Annotated in this window: 19 protein-coding genes and 3 pseudogenes; 11 read left to right on the top strand and 11 right to left on the bottom strand. The window is 53.4% G+C overall.

The window, feature by feature from the left end; genetic code table 11:
- Nucleotides 1–32 precede the first annotated feature (32 nt).
- Both SERAS12_RS18690 and SERAS12_RS18685 read left to right on the top strand, forming a co-directional pair.
- The gene (locus tag SERAS12_RS18690) at nucleotides 33–5675 is read left to right on the top strand and encodes a DUF637 domain-containing protein (RefSeq protein ID WP_013814087.1); all 5643 of its coding nucleotides are present in this window, start codon (nucleotides 33–35) and stop codon (nucleotides 5673–5675) included.
- Between the two features lie 47 nt (nucleotides 5676–5722).
- Complete coding sequence (locus tag SERAS12_RS18685) at nucleotides 5723–6058, top strand: hypothetical protein (protein WP_013814086.1); 336 nt, start codon at nucleotides 5723–5725, stop codon at nucleotides 6056–6058.
- Nucleotides 6059–6174: 116 nt separating this feature from the next.
- Here SERAS12_RS18685 and SERAS12_RS18680 read toward each other — a convergent pair.
- Nucleotides 6175–6435, bottom strand: a pseudogene (locus tag SERAS12_RS18680) (spermidine acetyltransferase); the annotation flags it as partial.
- Between the two features lie 10 nt (nucleotides 6436–6445).
- Between SERAS12_RS18680 and SERAS12_RS26655 the strand changes: the two are divergent.
- The 3 genes and pseudogenes from SERAS12_RS26655 to SERAS12_RS26310 all read left to right on the top strand — a co-directional run.
- Nucleotides 6446–7183 (top strand): hemagglutinin, encoded by a 738-nt coding sequence (locus SERAS12_RS26655; RefSeq protein ID WP_239440950.1) that lies wholly within the window; start codon nucleotides 6446–6448, stop codon nucleotides 7181–7183.
- A 379-nt stretch (nucleotides 7184–7562) separates the two neighbouring features.
- Nucleotides 7563–7928 carry a DUF596 domain-containing protein gene (locus SERAS12_RS18670; RefSeq protein WP_013814084.1) on the top strand — a complete coding sequence of 122 codons (366 nt, stop codon included), beginning with the start codon at nucleotides 7563–7565 and terminating at the stop codon, nucleotides 7926–7928.
- A 208-nt stretch (nucleotides 7929–8136) separates the two neighbouring features.
- A pseudogene (locus SERAS12_RS26310) lies at nucleotides 8137–8280 on the top strand (IS4 family transposase); the annotation flags it as partial.
- A gap of 46 nt (nucleotides 8281–8326) precedes the next feature.
- Here SERAS12_RS26310 and speG read toward each other — a convergent pair.
- A complete protein-coding gene (speG, locus tag SERAS12_RS18665; protein ID WP_004951898.1) occupies nucleotides 8327–8878 on the bottom strand; it encodes a spermidine N1-acetyltransferase in 552 nt (183 codons plus the stop codon).
- Nucleotides 8879–9024: 146 nt separating this feature from the next.
- Between speG and SERAS12_RS18660 the strand changes: the two genes are divergently transcribed.
- A complete protein-coding gene (locus SERAS12_RS18660) occupies nucleotides 9025–9219 on the top strand; it encodes a hypothetical protein (RefSeq protein ID WP_013814083.1) in 195 nt (64 codons plus the stop codon).
- Between the two features lie 3 nt (nucleotides 9220–9222).
- A complete protein-coding gene (locus SERAS12_RS18655; RefSeq protein ID WP_013814082.1) occupies nucleotides 9223–9492 on the top strand; it encodes a type II toxin-antitoxin system RelE/ParE family toxin in 270 nt (89 codons plus the stop codon).
- 53 nt (nucleotides 9493–9545) lie between these two features.
- Here the strand turns inward: SERAS12_RS18655 and purN are convergent, their stop codons facing one another.
- Together purN and purM are read right to left on the bottom strand one after the other, a co-directional pair.
- Nucleotides 9546–10184, bottom strand: a complete 639-nt coding sequence (purN, locus tag SERAS12_RS18650) for a phosphoribosylglycinamide formyltransferase (RefSeq protein WP_013814081.1) — start codon at nucleotides 10182–10184, stop codon at nucleotides 9546–9548.
- On the bottom strand, nucleotides 10184–11221 hold the full coding sequence (gene purM, locus SERAS12_RS18645) for a phosphoribosylformylglycinamidine cyclo-ligase (protein ID WP_013814080.1): 1038 nt from the start codon (nucleotides 11219–11221) through the stop codon (nucleotides 10184–10186). Before purM ends, purN begins: the two co-directional genes overlap by 1 nt.
- Nucleotides 11222–11476: 255 nt before the next feature.
- Between purM and upp the strand changes: the two genes are divergently transcribed.
- Nucleotides 11477–12103: a uracil phosphoribosyltransferase gene (gene upp / locus SERAS12_RS18640; protein WP_006316899.1), complete on the top strand. Its 627-nt coding sequence runs from the start codon at nucleotides 11477–11479 to the stop codon at nucleotides 12101–12103.
- 192 nt (nucleotides 12104–12295) lie between these two features.
- A complete protein-coding gene (gene uraA / locus SERAS12_RS18635; protein WP_013814079.1) occupies nucleotides 12296–13576 on the top strand; it encodes a uracil permease in 1281 nt (426 codons plus the stop codon).
- A 49-nt stretch (nucleotides 13577–13625) separates the two neighbouring features.
- On the opposite strand, the gene SERAS12_RS18630 is transcribed toward uraA, so the two are convergent.
- Together SERAS12_RS18630 and SERAS12_RS18625 are read right to left on the bottom strand one after the other, a co-directional pair.
- A complete protein-coding gene (locus SERAS12_RS18630) occupies nucleotides 13626–13874 on the bottom strand; it encodes a GlsB/YeaQ/YmgE family stress response membrane protein (protein WP_006316897.1) in 249 nt (82 codons plus the stop codon).
- Between the two features lie 38 nt (nucleotides 13875–13912).
- The gene (locus tag SERAS12_RS18625; protein ID WP_013814078.1) at nucleotides 13913–14428 is read right to left on the bottom strand and encodes a hypothetical protein; all 516 of its coding nucleotides are present in this window, start codon (nucleotides 14426–14428) and stop codon (nucleotides 13913–13915) included.
- Between the two features lie 229 nt (nucleotides 14429–14657).
- On the opposite strand from SERAS12_RS18625, the gene hda reads away from it, so the two are divergent.
- The gene (hda, locus tag SERAS12_RS18620) at nucleotides 14658–15359 is read left to right on the top strand and encodes a DnaA inactivator Hda (protein ID WP_013814077.1); all 702 of its coding nucleotides are present in this window, start codon (nucleotides 14658–14660) and stop codon (nucleotides 15357–15359) included.
- A gap of 27 nt (nucleotides 15360–15386) precedes the next feature.
- On the opposite strand, the gene SERAS12_RS18615 is transcribed toward hda, so the two are convergent.
- From SERAS12_RS18615 to SERAS12_RS18600, 5 genes and pseudogenes are all read right to left on the bottom strand, one after another.
- Nucleotides 15387–15926, bottom strand: a complete 540-nt coding sequence (locus SERAS12_RS18615; protein WP_013814076.1) for an AlpA family transcriptional regulator — start codon at nucleotides 15924–15926, stop codon at nucleotides 15387–15389.
- A 13-nt stretch (nucleotides 15927–15939) separates the two neighbouring features.
- Nucleotides 15940–16171, bottom strand: a pseudogene (locus SERAS12_RS26650) (hypothetical protein).
- 200 nt (nucleotides 16172–16371) lie between these two features.
- Nucleotides 16372–16725: an arsenate reductase (glutaredoxin) gene (arsC, locus tag SERAS12_RS18610; protein ID WP_013814075.1), complete on the bottom strand. Its 354-nt coding sequence runs from the start codon at nucleotides 16723–16725 to the stop codon at nucleotides 16372–16374.
- Nucleotides 16726–16745: 20 nt separating this feature from the next.
- Nucleotides 16746–18215 (bottom strand): M48 family metallopeptidase, encoded by a 1470-nt coding sequence (locus SERAS12_RS18605; protein ID WP_013814074.1) that lies wholly within the window; start codon nucleotides 18213–18215, stop codon nucleotides 16746–16748.
- A 29-nt stretch (nucleotides 18216–18244) separates the two neighbouring features.
- Complete coding sequence (locus SERAS12_RS18600; RefSeq protein WP_013814073.1) at nucleotides 18245–18433, bottom strand: hypothetical protein; 189 nt, start codon at nucleotides 18431–18433, stop codon at nucleotides 18245–18247.
- Nucleotides 18434–18598: 165 nt separating this feature from the next.
- Here SERAS12_RS18600 and SERAS12_RS18595 point away from each other — a divergent pair, with 165 nt between their 5' ends.
- Entirely contained in the window at nucleotides 18599–19138 is a 540-nt protein-coding gene (locus SERAS12_RS18595; protein ID WP_004951873.1) for an Rrf2 family transcriptional regulator, read from the top strand.
- The last annotated feature ends 23 nt before the right edge of the window (nucleotides 19139–19161 follow it).

Genomic DNA, 19161 nt, shown 5'->3' with positions numbered 1-19161 from the left:
CTAAAACCAACATCATTTCAAAGGAGTGAATAATGGATAAGCTCAACCACCCGTTACCCCGGAGTATCAGCTATCTGCTGATTTATCTGACGGCGCTGCAGCCATTGCACCCCGCCTTTGCCGCGGGTATCAACGCCGCCAACGGCAACACTCAGGTCCATATGAAGCCGGGTAATGTACCGGTGGTGAATATCGCCACGCCGAACGGTGCGGGCATTTCTCATAACACCTATAAGGATTTCAACGTCGGGGCTCCGGGTGCTGTGCTGAACAATGCGACACAGGGCGGAAAAACGCAGTTAGGTGTCGATATTATCAACGGCAACCCCAACCTCAAGGGTAAACCGGCCGATTTGATCATCAACGAAGTCACCGGCGGTAGCCGCTCCGAACTACAGGGCAAGCTCGAGGTGTTCGGCAACAAGGCCAACGTGATGATCGCCAACCCCAATGGTATCAGCTGCGACGGTTGTGGTTTTATCAACGCTCCCGGCGTCACCCTGACTACCGGTAAACCGCAGTTCGACAAGCAGGGTGCGCTGGAAGCGCTGGAGGTGAAAAAGGGGGGCGTCACCATCGGCGGCAAAGGGCTGGACGGCAACAGCGCCGATTACGTCGACATCATCAGCCGTGCTACCGAACTGAATGGCAAGATCAACGCCAATAATCTGTCGCTGACCCTGGGGGCTAACCGCGTCAGTTTCAAAAACGGCACCATCAAGCCTATCGCCGGCGAAGGCGCTAAACCTGTTCTCGCGGTGGACACCAAAGCATTGGGCGGCATGTATGCCAATAAGATCCGTCTCGTGGCCAATGAGGACGGGGTCGGGGTGAATCTGAAAGATCTCACCAGCAAACAACGGGATGTCACGTTGAGCGTAAATGGCAAAATCTCGCTTAATGGTACAACGCACAGCAAAACAGACCTCAATGTCAGCGCTAAAGAACTGCATGTCACGCCGGGAGCTATCGTGCAGGCCGACGGCAACGCCACGTTGGCGGCCACCAGACTGGTAAACGACGGGCAAACCAGCACCAGCGGCGATATGCGCATTTTCAGCGATCATGTCCGCAATGCGGGAGAAAACGCCAAGCTTCACGCTAACAAAAATATGTGGATCCAGAAGGATGCGCAGGGCAATAAGGCGAATAGCGTTGAGAACCGCTCGGCGAAGATACTGACCAACAGCGGTGATTTGGTTATACGCACGGAGAAGCTGGATAACGTGCGCCAACAGTTTGCCATTTCCTCGACCAACGCACCGAAAGACAACAAGGATATTGATCGTTGGCTGGCTGACGGTGTTTATCAAGACCAATTCGACTACCGATTCTTTGACTATCTGGCTGAGCTTGAAGACAAGAGTTTCACATGGCTGGGGCATATCGATTTCAAAAGAACACCCTGGGTTAACAGTGAGCGCGCGCGTTTTACCGTGGTGAGGGACAGCAAACCGGCTGAGATCATTTCAGGTAAGAGCGCCTATATCAATGTGTCGGAGCTTTGGAATCACGTCAGTACAATAAAGGCGGGTAAAGACCTGATTTTAACTGGCAATAATCTGAGAGTCCGTAGTGAAACCCTTGGCAATCTGAATGATTACGCCTTGTTCGAACAGAAAATGCCCAATCAGAACATCGTACTGGGGCATAAATGGCAGGATGCGAAAACGACGACGCCGGAATACATCCTCTACGTAAGGAAAGGTACGCAGAAAAGTTGGGCGGCGGAAGGATATTCTGTATCCCTGTTGCAGGCCGGCGGCAACCTGGTGGCGGATTTCAAAAACCGGATAGACATCCAAACGCCAACGCCCAACGAAAACCAGCTCAATGACGTCAAAACGACCGGTCGCCCCGAAACCATCAAAGCGCAGAATGTACTCCTGCATGCGGCCAACATCGTCAACACCGACGCCATTAACGCCAGCGGCAATCTCACTGCCATCGCCGAAGACCGCATCGTGCTGGGGCAGGGCATTCTGTCCGCAGGTAAAGCGCTGGATTTGAGCGCCGGCAACACCATCGATGCCTGGCAAAGCGAACTGAAAGGGCAGGACGTTACGCTGACCGCCCGCACCGGTGAAATCAAGATCCACACCAGTGAAAAACCCAACTATTACCACCCGGACGGCGTTCGCTGGCTGGGCAGCCTGCAGGCCTCACGTGACCTGACGTTGACAGCAGGCAGTACCATTACCCTACTCAATACGTTACTGGCGTCGCAAAGCCGCAACGTCAGCATGACGGCCCCTGGCAGCATCTCCATCATTAAGAATGACGCCATTTTGACGCGTAATCGTCCCGGCGAAGACCTGTCGGCGGACAAGCGACTGCAATACTTCAACGGCCTGCTTCAGGTCGGTGCGATGAAGGCCACCGGTTCGGTCTCGCTCAACAGTGGCGGCTATCTGGCGTTGCGCGGCACCAACATCCATGCAGGCAAGGACGTGACGCTGCTGGCCGGGCACAATGCCGACCTCAACTACCGTGCACTGGACGGCAATTATGGCCATCCCTTTGTATCCTCGCGCACCCCAGAACTGGGCAGCCGGATACACGCCGGTGGCGACCTGTTGATTAACTCGGCCCGTGACCTGGGCACCCAGGGTGGCACGCTCTCTGCCAACGGCAACATCACGTTGCTGGCCGGGCAAAACCTGTGGCTGTCCAACGTGGCTTATTCCGCCATCGATGCCGCCAACGACAACAACAAGGATGACCGTCATGCGGTAACGGCCATCAATGCTGGAAAAAACCTAACGGCAGCGGCCAACAATCAGTTACTGACGTACGGCGCCAAACTCACCTCCGGCGGCAATATGACCCTGACATCTGGTGCCGACATGCGCTTTGAGGCGGTGCAAAACCACACCTACCGCGAGGGCAACAAGGAATTTACCGAAACACGAACCCAGCAGGGTACTGAACTGAATGCCGGTGGCCTGATGACGGTGATTTCCGGTGGCAGCATTTTATTCCAGGCCACCAAACTGGTGGTTAAGGGGTTGGGTGCCAACTGGAAACCGCCGGTTGCGGTGACTGACTGGGGCCAGCGCATTGCGGTAGCTGAGCAGCAGATTCAGAATGCGCAACTGCAGATTAACCAGGCACAACAGGACAAAAAGAATGCTGAGCTTACTGTTGCTCAACGCGTATCCGCTGTTCAGCAAGCAGAAGCCGCCGTTAGAGAAGCAGAAAACGGGCGCGACGAATTTATTAGCAATAATCCACCTCACGAGTATGGAAACGGTTGGTCAGCGGAGGTGGGGAGTTGGAAAAAATTTGTTACACAGCGTGAGAATGAGCTTGCTACGGCGAAAAATAGCCTCGCGGCAGCCCAAAATGACGTCATTCTGGCTGCCCAGCGTATCAATCAGGGTAACAACGGTAAAAACGAAGCGCAAAATCGCCTGACGGCTGCGCGTCAAGAGGCGCAACTCAAGGAGCCGGATGAGGCTCGTCAGAGGGCTGAGGTCAACGCGTATAACCAGGCCGAAGCCATGCGAGCCGGCAATATGGATATCGCCGCCAAGGGCGGTTATCTCTATGCTCAGGCGATGGAAGAGTCCAGCCACTACGAGAAAACCGAGAAGAAACGCAAATGGTGGGGCAAGAAAACCGAAGTTAAGCAGACTCACCATGATGTAGCCAATAAGGTCACCGAGTTTACTGCCGCCGGCAACATCAACCTAATGAGCCGCGACGACAGCACCTATGAAGCCAGTAAAATCGCCGCCGGGCAGAATGCTCGATTAACCAGCACGTATGGGCAGGTCAACTTCCGTGCCGTAAAAAATACCTCCTTCGAGCAAACGATCAGCAACTCGAAAGGTTTCTTCATCAAGCAATCCAATAAAGGTTATGAAGACAACAAGTGGGTGCTGCCGAGCATTCATACTGGCGGTGCGTTGACCGTCGATGCGGCAAAGGGTGTTAGCGCCGACGTGAAGGCGAAAAACGGCCAGGCGCTGCAAAGCGCGATAGATGCGCTGGGTAATACGTCGGGCACCACCTGGGTAAAAGACCTCAACAAACGCAACGACGTGCAGTGGAATATCGTCAAGGACGCCTACGACAGTTGGGACTACAAGAGCCAACACCTGAACCCGGCGGTGGCGGCGGTGATTGCCATTGCAGCGGCGGCAGTGACAGCGGGCAGTTCGCTCACGGCGCTAGCTGCCAGCAATGTTGCCGGGGCCATTGGTGGCGGTGCAGTGACCAGTGGTGCGGTGACGGCCGGGATGTCGTCGCTTGCCTCTCAAGCGGCAGTGGCATTGGTGGAAAATCAGGGCAACCTATCGAAAACCCTGAAAGTGCTGGGCAGTAACGAAAGCGTCAAGGCGACCGCGACCGCCATGGCGATTGGCGGGGCGCTCAACGGCTTTGACAGCGCGATGGGTTGGAGCAAGGACGCAGCGGGCAAACCGCTCAACCCGAACAACGTCAAGCTGCCGCAGCTGAGCAATGGCGACTGGAGCAAGGTGGCGCAGCGGGTGGCGGGGCAATCGGTCATCAGCTCCAGCCTGAATACCGCCATCAATGGCGGCAGCTTTAAGGACAATCTGACCAATGCCCTGCTGGCCAATATCGGCAGCCAGATTAATGCCGAAGGGGCGAAGCTGATTGGCGATAACGGCGAAGTATTGGGCGTAGTCGGTAAATCTGTCAGCCATGCGGTGGTGGCGGGTGTGGCGGCGGAAATCGGACGCGGTGACGGTAAAGGTGCGGCGGCTGGGGCGCTGGCGGCGGAGCTGGCTGCAATCACATTGGGTGATATTTTTACAGAGCCGGCAACGCGGGACGCTAAAGTGCAGTCTGCTGGGCGTATTATTGGCGCGGTAACCGGTGCAGCTATCACTAACTCTGCCAAGGGAGCCAGCAGTGGAGCCTCCGCTGCTGAGAATGTGCTGGTTTACAATTTCCTGATGCATGATGAACCGGCAAAAATGGCGAAGAAGCTTGCCGACTGCAAAGGTAATAGCGGTTGTGAAATCAATGTTCGCCGGGAAATGGCACAATTGTCGGCGAAAAATGAAAAAAGTTTTGAATCCTGTCGGATTTCGGGCAATGGGGACTGTATCAACGATATGTTATTGGGGATCTCTGATGCAACAGGCTTCAGGGAACTGGGTCTCCAACTGGGATTTGATATTGCTTCGCAGTACGAGCAGATGGGGCAAAATGCCTATGACCGGTTTGATACTTGCGGCTGGAGTGCTGGTACTGGATGTGCTTTAAAATTATGGGGTAAGGATGCGTTAGCTGAGGCTGCTTTATTGGGGGCCGGGTGGGGGGCTGGGAAAATTGTAGCTCCTGTTATTGGGAAGTATTTCAGTGAAGTGGGTATACTCTCTCAAAAAGGAGCGTTTGCCAATATTAAAAGTGCTCAGATTGGGCTAAAGAACCCCGAACAGGTTGATGCGATAAAAGCATCGATGGAATTAAAAGGGTTCAATTTTAGCGATCCAAAAAATGTAATTGGCGGGTACGTTGATAAAAGCGGAAGGTATTATATCCTTGAAGGTAATCACAGAATGGTTGCAGCTAAAGAGTTGTATGAGATAACAGGGAATTCAAGCTATGTTGATGGCTTGATAAAAAATGGACGTTGGACTTATGTTGATAAGTATGTTGGTGACATGCACTCACTGCCAGTCAGGAAAAATAAATAAACTATGTTAGTACCATTGATATTTCTTAGGTTTTGTAGGGGATGTGTATGAAAAAAAATGATGTTTATCTGGAGATTTTACAGGTGGCACTTCCACATATTCGCAATGTGACTACTTGGAGGTTATTCTATCGAATTAAAGACAGATCATGTTTTTATGAGTCTCAGTTGATTCATAGCTTTTACATCCTGCTTGCTTCAGAGGACTTTAATGAATCGGATATGTGGTTTTTAAACCATCATGCACGTAGTTACTATGAAGAGTGTGACTCGAGTAAGAGCATGCTCTATAACGCACAAGTGAAAAGTATTTCAAAACTTTTTTTACTCGTTCCTGAGAATCTGAAAGATACCCTTGAATGGAGAGGGCCGGTTGAGCAATGATATTTGGACAACCATGTAAAAGTTGCTAAGGATAGGGGCCTTTCGAAAGCTCATAGGGATGGCTATAGAGCGGACTGGAGGTCGTTGTTTCAGAAAAACCCGCTTTCTCGGGTTTTTCACTTTTGTTTAACCAGCGGCTTATCACCAGGCGTTTTTAACTTCGTCAGATACTGCGGTTGGAAGATGCACATACGCAGCACGGTGTGGTATTCGCCGTTAACGAAGAATTCGTCAATCAGTTCGCCTTCCACTTCGAAGCCCAGTTTGCTGTAGATGTAGATCGCCTTCGGGTTTTCTTTGTCGACGATCAGGTACAGCTTGTACAGGTTGAGCACCGAGAAGCCGTAATCCATCGCCAGCTTGGCGGCGGAGCTGGCTGGCGTGATTATGCAAAGCACGCTGTTTGAACCGGCCAATCTCAATGAAAAGGAACGCCAGCTCTACCGTCTGCAGGAAGCGTTAAACGGCAATGAAGTAAAAGAGCAAACGGCACGAGTAATCGGGGCTTTGACCGGGGCGTTGACAACGCATACACCGGAAGGCGCCTACAGTGCTGCGGACAGTGCACAGTCGGTTTATCGCTACAACATGACCGAACATATGTTGATGCAGTATGCGCTGGATAATCAGAAAGATATTTTGGCCGCTGATAAAGGCGATGTTGCTGCGGCAAAACGTGTTGTGGCTAGCCGGGAAGCAGCAGCCATTGTGGCAGCTGTTGGTGGTGGCGGTCTGGTTCTTGCTGCGGGTGGAATGACGTTAGTGGGGGCCGCCCCTGAGTTGGTTTTAGCTGCGCGTTTGGCCATTGCTAGCTGTAAAACCAATCCGGCACTTTGCCTGAATCAGGCTGGGATTTATGCGGCAGACATTGTGGCACCGGAGGCGATAATTGGAACGGGAGCCGTCACTACCGGCAGCACGCTGATCCTGGGAAAAACCGAGGATAGCGTTAAGAAGCTGACGCAGCAGTTGGTGAAGACTTCAGACGAGTTGTATAAAACAAAAAATTTCAATGCTCAACCGGTTGTCGATTTCATCAAGGGTGAAACGGCTGCGGGAGCTAATCTGTCGGCCAAAACGACGGACTATCTGCTTGAAATTCAAAAAATAACACGAATCAACTAGTTAAACTTTTCGATAAAACACAGCCAGATGGTAGCGTAACTGTTTTTGGCAAGTCCAGATCACAGGTTTTAGGTGATGGAGGAAGTAATAGAAAAGGGACAACGAAAGTGTTTGCATCTGAGTTGTTAAGCGATAAAGAAATCTATGATTATGCTCAGTAACTTACTGGCGGTTTCCCTCTTAAAGAAGTAAGGAACCCGAGAGGTGTTGTTTATTTTGGTAAGTTTGATGGGAAGATAATAAACTTAAGAAATTACTCTTCCAGTGCGCAAGAGTCGAAAGCTCGATGGACAATTGATGTTATTGGGAATAAAGATATAAATAAAAATTCAAATCTTTCTGATAACAAGTTTGAAATAAAATTTAGATAGGTGGTTTTATGCTTACAGCGGAACAATATGAAGATAGAAAAGAGGAACTTGAGGGTGCGTCGATGGTTACCATTTGGGAGAATATTCATCCGGATAGTATTTCTGGGGAGATAACTCTTTCTTTTAGTGAGGAGAAAGAGTTGTTTCTATGGTTTATTGAGCATCTGATGGATGATGGGAAAATTAAACTTGGTAGTGATGGATTGCTTTTGACAGGAACCATAAAAGAGCAGGTTGATAAATTTCGTGTTAGTTTCCCTAATACTCCAGAAGAGATGGAGTATGGGGCTTTCAATGGTTATTGGTTTTTATCTGATGCTTGTCCTGTGGGTATTGTCTGGATCCATGAAAACGGATACTTAGACTGGACCTAACGACTTTGCAGAGACGGCTCTTCGGAGCCGTTTCCTACCTAATTCTTTCTTCACAAAAATACCAATACGCTTAGCGAGTTATGGTCTCATCGAGAAGAGGACATCTGGCGCGGGGAGCTAGATTGCCCCAGCATGCGGCGGGCAGTCTGTTATCAGTTCCAGCTTGCACACCACCATCAATTGATGAATGTCTTGGGGGGATTACCGTATTAAACCACGGCGAGTCATATCATTTTTGACATTAGCGGAGAATATCTTGCGACACTCTCCGCTAATTTTAACCCGAACAGTACTGGATACCGTTCTTAACCAACTCGCCAGAGCATACCGAAGTATGGTGCTGATTTATTAGCGCTGATTTCTGGGGATCTCTCAGCGCCGAGGCGGGTTTTTCACTTTTACTTCACCAGCGGCTTATCGCCAGGCGTTTTGAACTTCGCCAGATACTGCGGCTGGAAGATGCACATGCGCAGCACGGTGCGGTATTCGCCGTTAACGAAGAACTCGTCAATCAGTTCGCCTTCCACTTCGAAGCCCAGCTTGCTGTAGATGTGGATCGCCTTCGGGTTTTCTTTGTCGACGATCAGATACAGCTTGTACAGGTTCAGCACCGAGAAGCCGTAATCCATCGCCAGTTTGGCGGCGGTACTGGCGTAGCCTTTGCCCTGATGGGCCGGATCTATGATGATCTGGAATTCTGCGCGGCGGTGGATGTGGTCGATCTCCACCAGTTCCACCAGCCCGACCTTGGCGCCTTCGTGGGCGATGATAAAACGCCGTTCGCTCTGATCGTGAATGTGTTTGTCGTAGAGATCGGAAAGCTCGACAAAGGCTTCGTAAGGTTCTTCAAACCAATAGCGCATCACGCTGGCGTTGTTGTCCATCTGATGGACGAACGCCAGATCATCCCGTTCCAATGGACGTAGCCTGACGCTGGTAGTGCTGGACATGTGTGTTCCTCTATGTCGTGGGTAAGTACCAATGATAATACTGGACAATAAATTATGGAAAGAATGCCGGTTTGAGTCGCGTATTTTTTGGTAACCAAAGCCGCTATACTGCCTGAAATATAAATACCTCAGAGAGGCCAAACTTTATGGTGATCAAAACCTCCCTCTCCACCCAGCCCACAGCTGAGGTAGCCGAACAAGGCGAAAGTTACGATCGTTGGTTCCGGGCCAAGATTGAAGCAGCCATTAACAGCGAAAAACCAAGAATTCCGCACGAGCAGGTCATGAACGAGATGCAAATTCGTTTAGCTGCAAAGAAAAAGATACGCAAAATGGAATGATTGATGCGGATAGAATGGAGTCGTGAAGCTCAGGAAGAGCTATGGAACATTATTGATTATATTGATGATAGAAACCCGCAGGCGGCGCTCATTTTACAGCGCGAGATCGAAACGGCGGTGCATTCGCTGTCGCTGAATCCCTTTATGTACCGGTTGGGCAGAGTAGATAACACTCGTGAGATTGTCGTCCATCCCAACTACCTGATTGTTTATAGAATCATCGGACATATAGAAGTTCTTAGTGTTATTCACGCTAAACGAGAATATCCCTGAAGAACAAACCCCGGCTAAAAGCCAGGGTTTGAGGAGTGAATCAAGATAGGCGATCAGTCCGCTGCGTGTCCCTGTTCCGGCAGGCGTTCGCCGTCCAGCCAGGCGGCGTTATCACGCATCGCCAGTCGGCCTTCGGCAAACCAGTTCACCACCAGCGGGTAAATGGTGTGTTCCTGGGTTTGCACCCGTTCAACCACCTCGTCTTCCTCGTCGCCGGGGAAAATCGGTACCTTGGCTTGCAGGATCACCGGGCCGCCGTCGAGCTGTTCGGTCACGAAGTGCACCGAGGTGCCGTGTTCGCTGTCACCGTTGTCGATGGCCTGTCGGTGAGTATGCAACCCAGGGTATTTCGGCAGCAGAGAAGGGTGGATATTCAGCATGCGGCCTGCATAGCGCTGCACGAACTGCGGGCTGAGAATGCGCATATAGCCGGCCAGCACCACCAGATCCGGCTGGTACCGGTCGATGGCGTCAGCCAGCGCAGCGTCAAACGCCGCGCGGTCGGCAAAGGCCTTGGCATCCAGCGCATGGGCGGCAATGCCTGCCGCTTCTGCGCGTTGCAGGCCGTAAGCCTGCGCCTTGTTGCTGAACACCGCCACAATGTCGGCGGCAATCCGGCCCTGCTGGCAGGCGTCGATCAGTGCCTGGAGATTGCTCCCCTGGCCGGAGACCAACACCACGATCTTTTTCATCAGTTGATGACCACTTGTTGTTCGTCGGAAGATGCGGACAGTTTACCGATCTTCCACGCTTTTTCACCGGCTGCGGTCAACAATGCGATGGCTTGTTCAACGGATTCTTCCGGCAGCGCGATGACCATGCCCACGCCACAGTTAAAGGTGCGGTACATTTCGTGGCGGCTGACGTTACCGGCCTGTTGCAGCCAGCTGAATACCGCCGGCCACTGCCAGCTTGATTCGTCGATCACCGCCTGCATGCCTTCCGGCAGCACGCGCGGGATATTTTCCCAGAAGCCGCCGCCGGTCAGGTGAGCGATAGCGTGCACGTCGATTTTCTCGATCAGTTCCAGTACCGATTTCACGTAAATCTTGGTTGGTTCCAGCAGGTGGTCAGCCAGCGATTTACCTTCCAGGTCGGTGGTGGTTGGATCGGTGTTGCTGACTTCCAGGATTTTGCGCACCAGCGAGTAGCCGTTGGAGTGCGGGCCTGAAGCGCCCAGCGCGATCAGTGCGTCACCGGACTGCACTTTGCTGCCGTCGATGATTTCGGATTTCTCGACCACGCCGACGCAAAAGCCGGCCACATCGTAATCTTCGCCGTGGTACATACCCGGCATTTCGGCGGTTTCACCCCCCACCAGCGCACAGCCGGACTGCTTGCAGCCTTCGGCGATGCCGGTGATGACGCTGGCCGCGGTGTCCACGTCCAGTTTGCCGGTGGCAAAGTAATCCAGGAAGAACAGCGGCTCAGCGCCCTGTACCACCAGGTCGTTCACACACATTGCGACCAGATCGATGCCGATGGTGTCGTGGCGTTTCAGGTCCATCGCCAGACGCAGCTTGGTGCCTACGCCGTCGGTACCGGAAACCAGAATCGGCTCGCGGTATTTCTGCGGCAACGCACACAGGGCGCCAAAACCGCCCAGACCACCCATCACTTCCGGGCGGCGGGTCTGTTTAACTACACCTTTGATGCGGTCTACCAATGCATTGCCAGCATCGATATCGACACCTGCGTCTTTATAGCTGAGAGAGGTTTTGTCGGTCACTGCGCGATCCCCACGACGGTTTGCGGTTTGAATACGGTGCATCCGGCGTTGATACCGGAATAAGGCGCGGCAATTCTAACAGCGCAGGCAAACGTTTGCGAGTGGCTTGTGAACCAGCTCCGCTTTTTCGTCATCTATACTGTTATTCGAACTTTAGTTGATCCCGATCGGGCTATTGTGGGTGGCGCGGCCGGTAAAAGGAGTTATAATCCCGCGATTTTTTTGGCCGTCAACCACCTTAATAGGAGAAAAATGATGAAGATCGTTGAGGTGAAACACCCGCTGGTGAAACACAAGCTTGGTCTGATGCGTGAAAATGACATCAGCACCAAACGCTTCCGTGAGCTGGCCTCTGAAGTGGGTAGTTTGCTGACCTATGAAGCGACCGCCGATCTGGAGACGGAAAAAGTCACTATCGAAGGCTGGTGTGGGCCGGTTGAAATAGACCAGATTAAAGGGAAAAAAATTACCGTTGTGCCGATCCTGCGTGCAGGTCTGGGCATGATGGAAGGGGTGCTGGAGCACGTCCCGAGCGCGCGTATCAGCGTGGTTGGCGTTTACCGCGACGAAGAAACCCTGGAGCCGGTACCCTATTTCCAGAAACTGGTGTCCAATATCGAAGAACGTTTGGCGCTGGTTGTTGACCCGATGCTGGCTACCGGCGGTTCGATGATCGCCACTATCGATCTGCTGAAGAAAGCTGGCTGCAACAGCATCAAGGTGCTGGTGCTGGTTGCGGCGCCGGAAGGGATCGCTGCGCTGGAGAAAGCGCATCCGGACGTCGAGCTGTACACCGCCTCCATCGACCAATGTCTGAACGAGAAAGGATACATCGTGCCGGGCCTGGGTGATGCCGGCGACAAGATATTTGGTACCAAGTAAGAAATTTAGCCGACTTAATGAGTCGGCTTTTTTATGCATAAAACATATCTGTCCCCTAAATAATTGATGTTGCATCAAGGCGGCAAGCGAGAGAATTCCGATGAGCTTACTTAGGTAAGTGATTCGGGTGAGTGAGCGTAGCCAACGCAGAGGCAGCGGCAAGTAGGACGGGGATAGCAGAGGAAAACACCCATGACCCGTCGCGTCATTGGCGTCAGCGAACGCCCGCCGCTACTGCAGACCATTCCGCTCAGCTTCCAGCATCTTTTCGCCATGTTTGGCGCTACCGTGCTGGTGCCCATCTTGTTCAAGATCAACCCGGCGACGGTGCTGCTGTTCAACGGTGTCGGCACGCTGCTGTATCTGTTTATCTGCAAGGGCAAGATCCCGGCCTATCTCGGCTCCAGCTTTGCGTTTATCTCACCGGTGCTGCTGCTGTTGCCGCTGGGTTATGAGGTAGCGTTGGGTGGTTTCATCATGTGCGGCGTGCTGTTTTGCCTGGTGGCGCTGATCGTCAAAAAAGCCGGTACCGGCTGGCTGGATGTGGTATTCCCGCCGGCGGCGATGGGGGCGATTGTTGCCGTTATCGGCCTGGAGCTGGCGGGCGTGGCGGCCAATATGGCGGGCCTGTTGCCGGCCGAGGGCACCAATGCGGATACCACTACCGTGACCATTTCACTGGTGACGCTGGGCGTGACCATTCTGGGCTCGGTGCTGTTCCGCGGTTTTCTGGCGATAATTCCGATCCTGATTGGCGTGCTGGTGGGGTATGCGCTGTCGTTCTTTATGGGCGTGGTGGATTTGACGCCAATCCGCGAGGCGCACTGGTTTGCGCTGCCGACTTTCTATACCCCGCGTTTTGAATGGTTCGCCATCTTCACCATCTTGCCGGCTGCGCTGGTGGTGATCGCCGAGCACGTTGGGCACCTGGTCGTGACCGCAAATATCGTGAAGAAAGACCTGCTCCGCGATCCGGGCCTGCATCGCTCGATGTTTGCCAACGGTATCTCGACGGTGATTTCCGGTTTCTTCGGCTCAACGCCGAACACCACCTACGGCGAGAATATCGGCGTGATGGCGATCACCAAGGTTTACAGTACCTGGGTGATCGGCGGCGCGGCCATTCTGGCGATTCTGCTTTCCTGCGTCGGCAAGCTGGCTGCGGCCATCCAGGCGGTGCCTGTACCGGTGATGGGGGGAGTTTCACTGTTGTTGTATGGGGTGATCGGGGCTTCCGGCATTCGCGTGCTGATTGAATCCAAAGTGGATTACAACAAGGCGCAGAACCTGATCCTGACTTCGGTGATCCTGATTATCGGCGTTAGCGGCGCCAAGGTGCATATCGGGGCGGCGGAGCTGAAGGGCATGGCGCTGGCGACTATCGTCGGTATCGGCCTCAGCCTGCTGTTCAAGGTCATCAGCCTGTACCGCAAGGAAGAGGACGTTATCGAAACGCCGGCAGAGCTGAAGTAAATAAAAACGGGCAGCCAAAGGGCTGCCCGTTTCGTTAATGAGTCATCCGTTAACTGCGGATTTTACGGTAAACGAACAGCACCACGATAGCGCCGATCACCGCCACCACGAAGCTGCCGAAGTTGAAACCGTCAACTCTGCCATAACCAAAGAAGGTGCTGATATAGCCACCGACCACGGCGCCGACAATACCCAACACGATAGTCAGAATAAAACCGCCACCGTCTTTGCCTGGCATGATCCACTTGGCTAAAATACCGGCGATGAGACCGAAGATAATCCAGGAAATAATCCCCATTTACTGCTCCTTACTTTGCTTTTGAGACTCGATTTTTATCACTGCTGCTTGGCTGGCGGGGTGTTTTCCGTCCCTACAGCGTTGGCATCATTTTTTAATTCTTCCGCTTTGTTCTCAGCGCTGTTTTTAATGGCTTCGGTTTTCGCTTTGGCTTCTTCGGTCAGATCCTTGGCGCCACTGATGGCATCGTTTTTAATGGATTTAGCCTGCTCGACCAACTGTTGGCTTTGTTGGGTGGCGTCATTCTTGATGGCGTCGGCTTTGGCCTTGGCATCATTGGTGATCGCTTCCGCCTGCTTGGAGGCGTCGTCTTTAATGGCTGAAGCCTTGTCTTTAAGCTGGTCAGCCTGAGTGGACGCCTCTTTTTTGATGTCCTTGGCGGTAGCTTCCGCTTTATCGGTCAGATCGTCCGCTTTTTTCTGTGCGGCGTCTTTCATCTGATCTGCGCTGTCTTTGGCTTTCTCAAGATTGGCGTCGACCTTGGATGAGTCATCACAGCCGGCAACCAACAGCCCAATGATTGAGGCCAAAAGCACTTTATTCCATACTTTCATTGTCTATGTCCTTGTAGAAACCTTGTTTATGGTGACTGCATTTCGCCTTTCTATACTAGGATAATCCTTGGATAAAATACAAATTTCACCCGCAATGGCAATGCGTTGGCTTGTCGCCAGTGGGGCCCGTTGCTCACTATTGCGGCATAAAATCCTGCCGGTTCAACAGAGCCCGCTTTTTGTGATAGACTTACCGCGTTTTCCTGCCAGTTTTGGTTGAGGTGCTTCCCTGAATACGCCGGCACAGCTGTCACTGCCACTTTATCTTCCCGATGATGAAACTTTTGCCAGTTTTTATCCGGGCGAGAACCCATCCCTATTGAGCGCGATCCAGTCCGCCGTTCGTCAGGAACATGGCAGTTATATCTATTTCTGGTCTCGCGAGGGCGGTGGGCGCAGTCACCTGTTGCATGCGGCCTGTGCGGAGCTTTCACAGCGTGGTGAAGCGGTGGGCTATGTCCCGCTGGATAAGCGCGCCTATTTCGTGCCTGAAGTGCTGGATGGCATGGAGCAGTTGGCTTTGGTGTGCATCGACAATATCGAATGCATCGCAGGCGACGAAGAGTGGGAAATGGCGATCTTTAATCTCTACAACCGCATTCTGGAAACCGGCCGTACGCGCCTGTTTATTACCGGCGATCGCCCGCCGCGTCAATTGAACCTCCATCTGCCTGACCTGGCTTCGCGCCTCGACTGGGGGCAAATCTACAAGCTGCAACCGCTGTCGGATGAAGAGAAACTGCAGGCTTTGCAACTGCGCGGTAAACTGCGTGGGTTTGAACTGCCGGAAGACGTAGGCCGTTTCCTGTTGAAACGGTTGGATCGTGAAATGCGCACGTTGTTTACGACGCTGGATCAGCTCGATCGCGCCTCTATCACTGCCCAGCGCAAGCTGACCATCCCGTTCGTCAAAGAAATTCTGGGGCTGTAGCCGTAGCCCTGCAATGACCTACCGCCGTTATTCTTCCGCGTGTTCCAGTAAGGAAAAATAGCGATCAATCTGACCGCGTTCCTTGCTGGCCCTCAGTTGCAACGCCAGATTGATGTTCTCCAGACAGCGCGCATTATCTGCCAGTTCCTGGCCAATTTTACCTTTGCTCGCCAACCAGGTTGCTACGCTAGCCCAACGCCATAAGGGCGACGAACCTTTGATTCTTTGGATCGGGGAGGGGAAATCACCGGAACCGCGTGTGCCGTCTTTCAGCATAGCGATGGCCTGCCGCGACATGTCGGTGAGTTCGGCAATATCGCTTAAGCCCACCAGAGAGGAATCGACGGACACTACCTGAGCGGCAATACCGGCGGATTCGATATCTTCGATGGCGCTGAAAATAGCCTTGGCGAAGCTGTCGCTTTCACGATCGAACTCCAGGTAAACGGTCTTGCCATAGAAACAGATTAAGCCGTCATCACACCCGCCGGCATACAATGCATCCTCCAGATTGGCGGTCTCTGAGGTTACGCCGGTCAGCGTCAGTGAGAAATGGTAAAGCGCCATAGGGGCCCCCCGGTTACTTTTTTCCTGATTGAGCAAGACATTGATCTACCTTACGCCGTATTTGCATGGCGTGCTGTTCAGGGTTTTTTGGCGTGGACCAGATGCTCATCATGTGTTCTCGATGCTCCGGAAGAGAACATTGTAGGCGGCCAAACGCGTGGCCCATTGCTGGAGCGAAAAAACCAACCTTGCGAGATGGCATAGGATAACGCGGCCTGAATATGTTTATTAGGGTGGTTTTTCATCGGCCACCTAAAGCTATGTTGAGGATATTTTAACCGTTGACGGTTGTCAACGCCGTTTGTGAGTTAAAACTGCACGCCGGGAGAATAGCAGGAAGAACCAAAAGGGATGATGAAAAGTATTTATATAACAATCAATTAAAAATAGCCCAGGTAAGGGCTATGATCATAATCTTGGTCAATGGGGGCGACCGGAGCGGCGTTTACAATATCTCCAGCACCTGCTCCGGCGGCCGGCCGATACGGGCTTTGCTGCCTTTGACCACGATAGGGCGCTCGATCAGCTTCGGATGCTCCACCATTGCCGCCAGCAATTGCGCTTCGCTCAGGGTTTCATCCGCCAGCTTCAGTTCTTTGTACAGATCCTCTTTTTTACGCATCAACTCGCGTGCGGAACTGAAACCCAGTTCCTTCAGCAGTTTCTTCAGCTCGTCTGTCGACGGCGGCGTTTCCAGATACAGCACCACTTCAGGCGTTACGCCATGCTGTTCCAGCAGCGCCAGGGTCTCGCGGCTCTTGGAGCAGCGCGGATTATGGTAAATAGTGACGTTTTTCATTTAATTCATCCTTATGAAAATCAGCCGCGCTGGTACTGGCGGAAACGCTCTTGCAACTGGCGCAGCTGGTCGATGCGCGCATCATAACGCGCCTGTTTCAGGCTGCCGAGTTTTTGCAGCGAGCTGGCGTTGCTGAGCAGGCCGATCGCCTGATCTAGGCGGCCGGTTAGCGCCAGGCTTTCGGCGCGGGCGGACAGCTCTTCATCGCGCAGCCCCTGTGCGGCGCTGGCCTGTGCCAGCAGATCCCAGGCGTTGGGATCGTCCGGGTGGGCGAAGGTGTAGCGGTTAAGTATTTTTGACGCCTGCGCCGGTTGGTTGCCTTCCACATAGGCGTTGGCCAGATTGAGCTGCAGCACCGGGTTGTTGCTCTGTGCGGCGTTGGCGGCCTGTAGCCGCGCAATGGCCTGCGGCGCGCGTTTCTGACCGAGATCGATGTCGGTCATCAGATCGAGCAGCCAGACGTTTTTCGGATCTTGTGTCAGCAGCGGCTGCAGGATGTTACGGGCATCGTCGTATTTTTTCGCTTCATAGAACAGGATGGCGCGGCCGTATTTGGCGGCCATCTGCTCGCGTACGTTGCCTTTGCTGTAGGCGTCGAGCAGCTCTTCATTCAGGCTGTAGCCTTCCGTGCTGTACATGCCCAGCGAACGTACCTTGGCCATCAGGTAATCCTGCGTGGACTGCACCAGGTGCTTGGGCATTTGGTTGGCGCGGTTGCGCGCATCGGACAGGCGGCTGTCGGGCAAGGGGTGTGTCAGCAGCATTTCCGGCGGCTTGGAGGCATAGCGCGATTGGTCGGACAGTTTCTGCAAGAAGTTGGGCATCGCTTCCGGATCGAACCCGGCGCGTTGCAGCACCTGAATGCCGATACGGTCGGCTTCCTGCTCATTCGATTGGGTAAAGCTGATCATGCCCTGTTGGGTGCCGGCCAGCGTGCCGCTCAGCGCCGCCATGCCCATGGTCGGGTTGGCCATCGCCAGCAGGATCGAACCGAGAGCGCCTACCCAGGTCAGCGGGGCATTGCGCTGCTGGTCTTCCATCGCCCGCGCCAGATGGCGCTGGGTAACGTGCGAGATTTCATGCGCCAGCACCGAGGCCAGTTGGCTTTCGTTGTCGGTTTCACGGAACAGGGCGGAGTGCAGCACCACGTTGCCGCCAAAAAAGGCGAAGGCGTTGATTTCGTCGTTGCGCACCAGATAGAAATGGAACGGCGTACGCACCGAATAGGCGCTCGCCACCAGCCGGTTGCCCAACTGGTTGATGTATTGAGTCAGCAGCGGATCGTTGATCAGGGGCGCGCTGGCGCGTAACTGGCGCACATAGAAATCCCCCATCGCCAGCTCCTGGCCGATGCTCAGGGTGCCGCCCGCAGAGGTGCCCATGTCCGGCAGTTGATCCTGGGTTTCCGCCTTGGCCGGCGCCATCGCCGTGGCGTTGATCGCGCCGAGCAACAGTACTGCAATCGCTGTTTTGGTCAACCGGGTGGTCATAGTCAGGCCTTTCCCTTAAATAGTCATCTCTAAGACGTCAGCATCACATAAGAGTTCTTCTTCCGTGCCGGGGTTGCCAAAACAATCGACGCGAAAGTGCGGTGGCTCACAAAACGGCGCACTGCGGCGCCGTTTAAACAGATCACATCATAGTCAGCCGCTGGCGACAATGAAACTTCCGTCAGGGAATAACCGGGCAAAAAAGTTTTATTTTTCATTTCTGAACCCTCGCTTTTATCCCGCTCTGCCCACCGTTCCCTTTTCGATTGATTCAGGTTGCACGATAAAACAAGGATCAAGTTTGTCCGTGTTTTATTGACAAGATAAACGGAGACTCATATAGTCTGTGTTATTGAAGGCCACATCATACTGAAGACTCAAAAATGGCGTACATCACAACCAGCGTTGAATATGGTATCCACTGTTTGCTCTGGCTGGTCGGCGATAACCAGCGCGCCCTCAGCAGCCGTGAGCTGGCGGAATTGCAGGGCGTTTCCCCCAGCTTCCTCGCCAAAATTTTTCCCAAACTCGAAAAGGCGGGGATCGTTGCGGCCAGCGAGGGGGTGCGCGGCGGCTACCGGCTGGCGCGCCCGGCGGATGAAATCAGTTTTCTGGAAATCATCGACGCCATTGAAGGGCACAAACCCTTGTTCGACTGCCAGGAAGTGCGCGGCCGCTGCGCCGTATTCGACAATTCGCCGCCCGACTGGGCGGTTTCCGGTAAATGTGCGATCCACGCGGTGATGCTGCAGGCGGAAAAAGCCATGCGCGACGCCCTGGCGGCGCAAACTCTGGGCGCCGTTGCCACGCGTTTTGGCCGCAAGGCACCGCAAGGCTTCTTCAGCGAGGTGAATATCTGGATCGATGAACGCATGACCGGGCGCACCACCCGCAGCGGCAAACCGGCGCGCACCAAGCCCTAACATCGCCGCACTACTTCCCTGAA

Origin of the sequence: Serratia sp. AS12 (assembly GCF_000214195.1) — a bacterium.
Lineage (GTDB): Bacteria > Pseudomonadota > Gammaproteobacteria > Enterobacterales > Enterobacteriaceae > Serratia > Serratia plymuthica.
The sequence above is the reverse complement of the archived record's forward strand: the minus strand, read 5'-3'. Positions and strand labels throughout refer to the sequence as shown.

Coding starts and splice junctions, on each gene's coding strand:
- SERAS12_RS18690 (WP_013814087.1), top strand. CDS start 33: ATGGATAAGCTCAACCACCCGTTACCCCGGAGTATCAGCTATCTGCTG.
- SERAS12_RS18685 (WP_013814086.1), top strand. CDS start 5,723: ATGAAAAAAAATGATGTTTATCTGGAGATTTTACAGGTGGCACTTCCA.
- SERAS12_RS26655 (WP_239440950.1), top strand. CDS start 6,446: ATGCAAAGCACGCTGTTTGAACCGGCCAATCTCAATGAAAAGGAACGC.
- SERAS12_RS18670 (WP_013814084.1), top strand. CDS start 7,563: ATGCTTACAGCGGAACAATATGAAGATAGAAAAGAGGAACTTGAGGGT.
- speG (WP_004951898.1), bottom strand. CDS start 8,878: ATGTCCAGCACTACCAGCGTCAGGCTACGTCCATTGGAACGGGATGAT.
- SERAS12_RS18660 (WP_013814083.1), top strand. CDS start 9,025: ATGGTGATCAAAACCTCCCTCTCCACCCAGCCCACAGCTGAGGTAGCC.
- SERAS12_RS18655 (WP_013814082.1), top strand. CDS start 9,223: ATGCGGATAGAATGGAGTCGTGAAGCTCAGGAAGAGCTATGGAACATT.
- purN (WP_013814081.1), bottom strand. CDS start 10,184: ATGAAAAAGATCGTGGTGTTGGTCTCCGGCCAGGGGAGCAATCTCCAG.
- upp (WP_006316899.1), top strand. CDS start 11,477: ATGAAGATCGTTGAGGTGAAACACCCGCTGGTGAAACACAAGCTTGGT.
- uraA (WP_013814079.1), top strand. CDS start 12,296: ATGACCCGTCGCGTCATTGGCGTCAGCGAACGCCCGCCGCTACTGCAG.
- SERAS12_RS18630 (WP_006316897.1), bottom strand. CDS start 13,874: ATGGGGATTATTTCCTGGATTATCTTCGGTCTCATCGCCGGTATTTTA.
- SERAS12_RS18625 (WP_013814078.1), bottom strand. CDS start 14,428: ATGAAAGTATGGAATAAAGTGCTTTTGGCCTCAATCATTGGGCTGTTG.
- SERAS12_RS18615 (WP_013814076.1), bottom strand. CDS start 15,926: ATGGCGCTTTACCATTTCTCACTGACGCTGACCGGCGTAACCTCAGAG.
- arsC (WP_013814075.1), bottom strand. CDS start 16,725: ATGAAAAACGTCACTATTTACCATAATCCGCGCTGCTCCAAGAGCCGC.
- SERAS12_RS18605 (WP_013814074.1), bottom strand. CDS start 18,215: ATGACCACCCGGTTGACCAAAACAGCGATTGCAGTACTGTTGCTCGGC.
- SERAS12_RS18600 (WP_013814073.1), bottom strand. CDS start 18,433: ATGAAAAATAAAACTTTTTTGCCCGGTTATTCCCTGACGGAAGTTTCA.
- SERAS12_RS18595 (WP_004951873.1), top strand. CDS start 18,599: ATGGCGTACATCACAACCAGCGTTGAATATGGTATCCACTGTTTGCTC.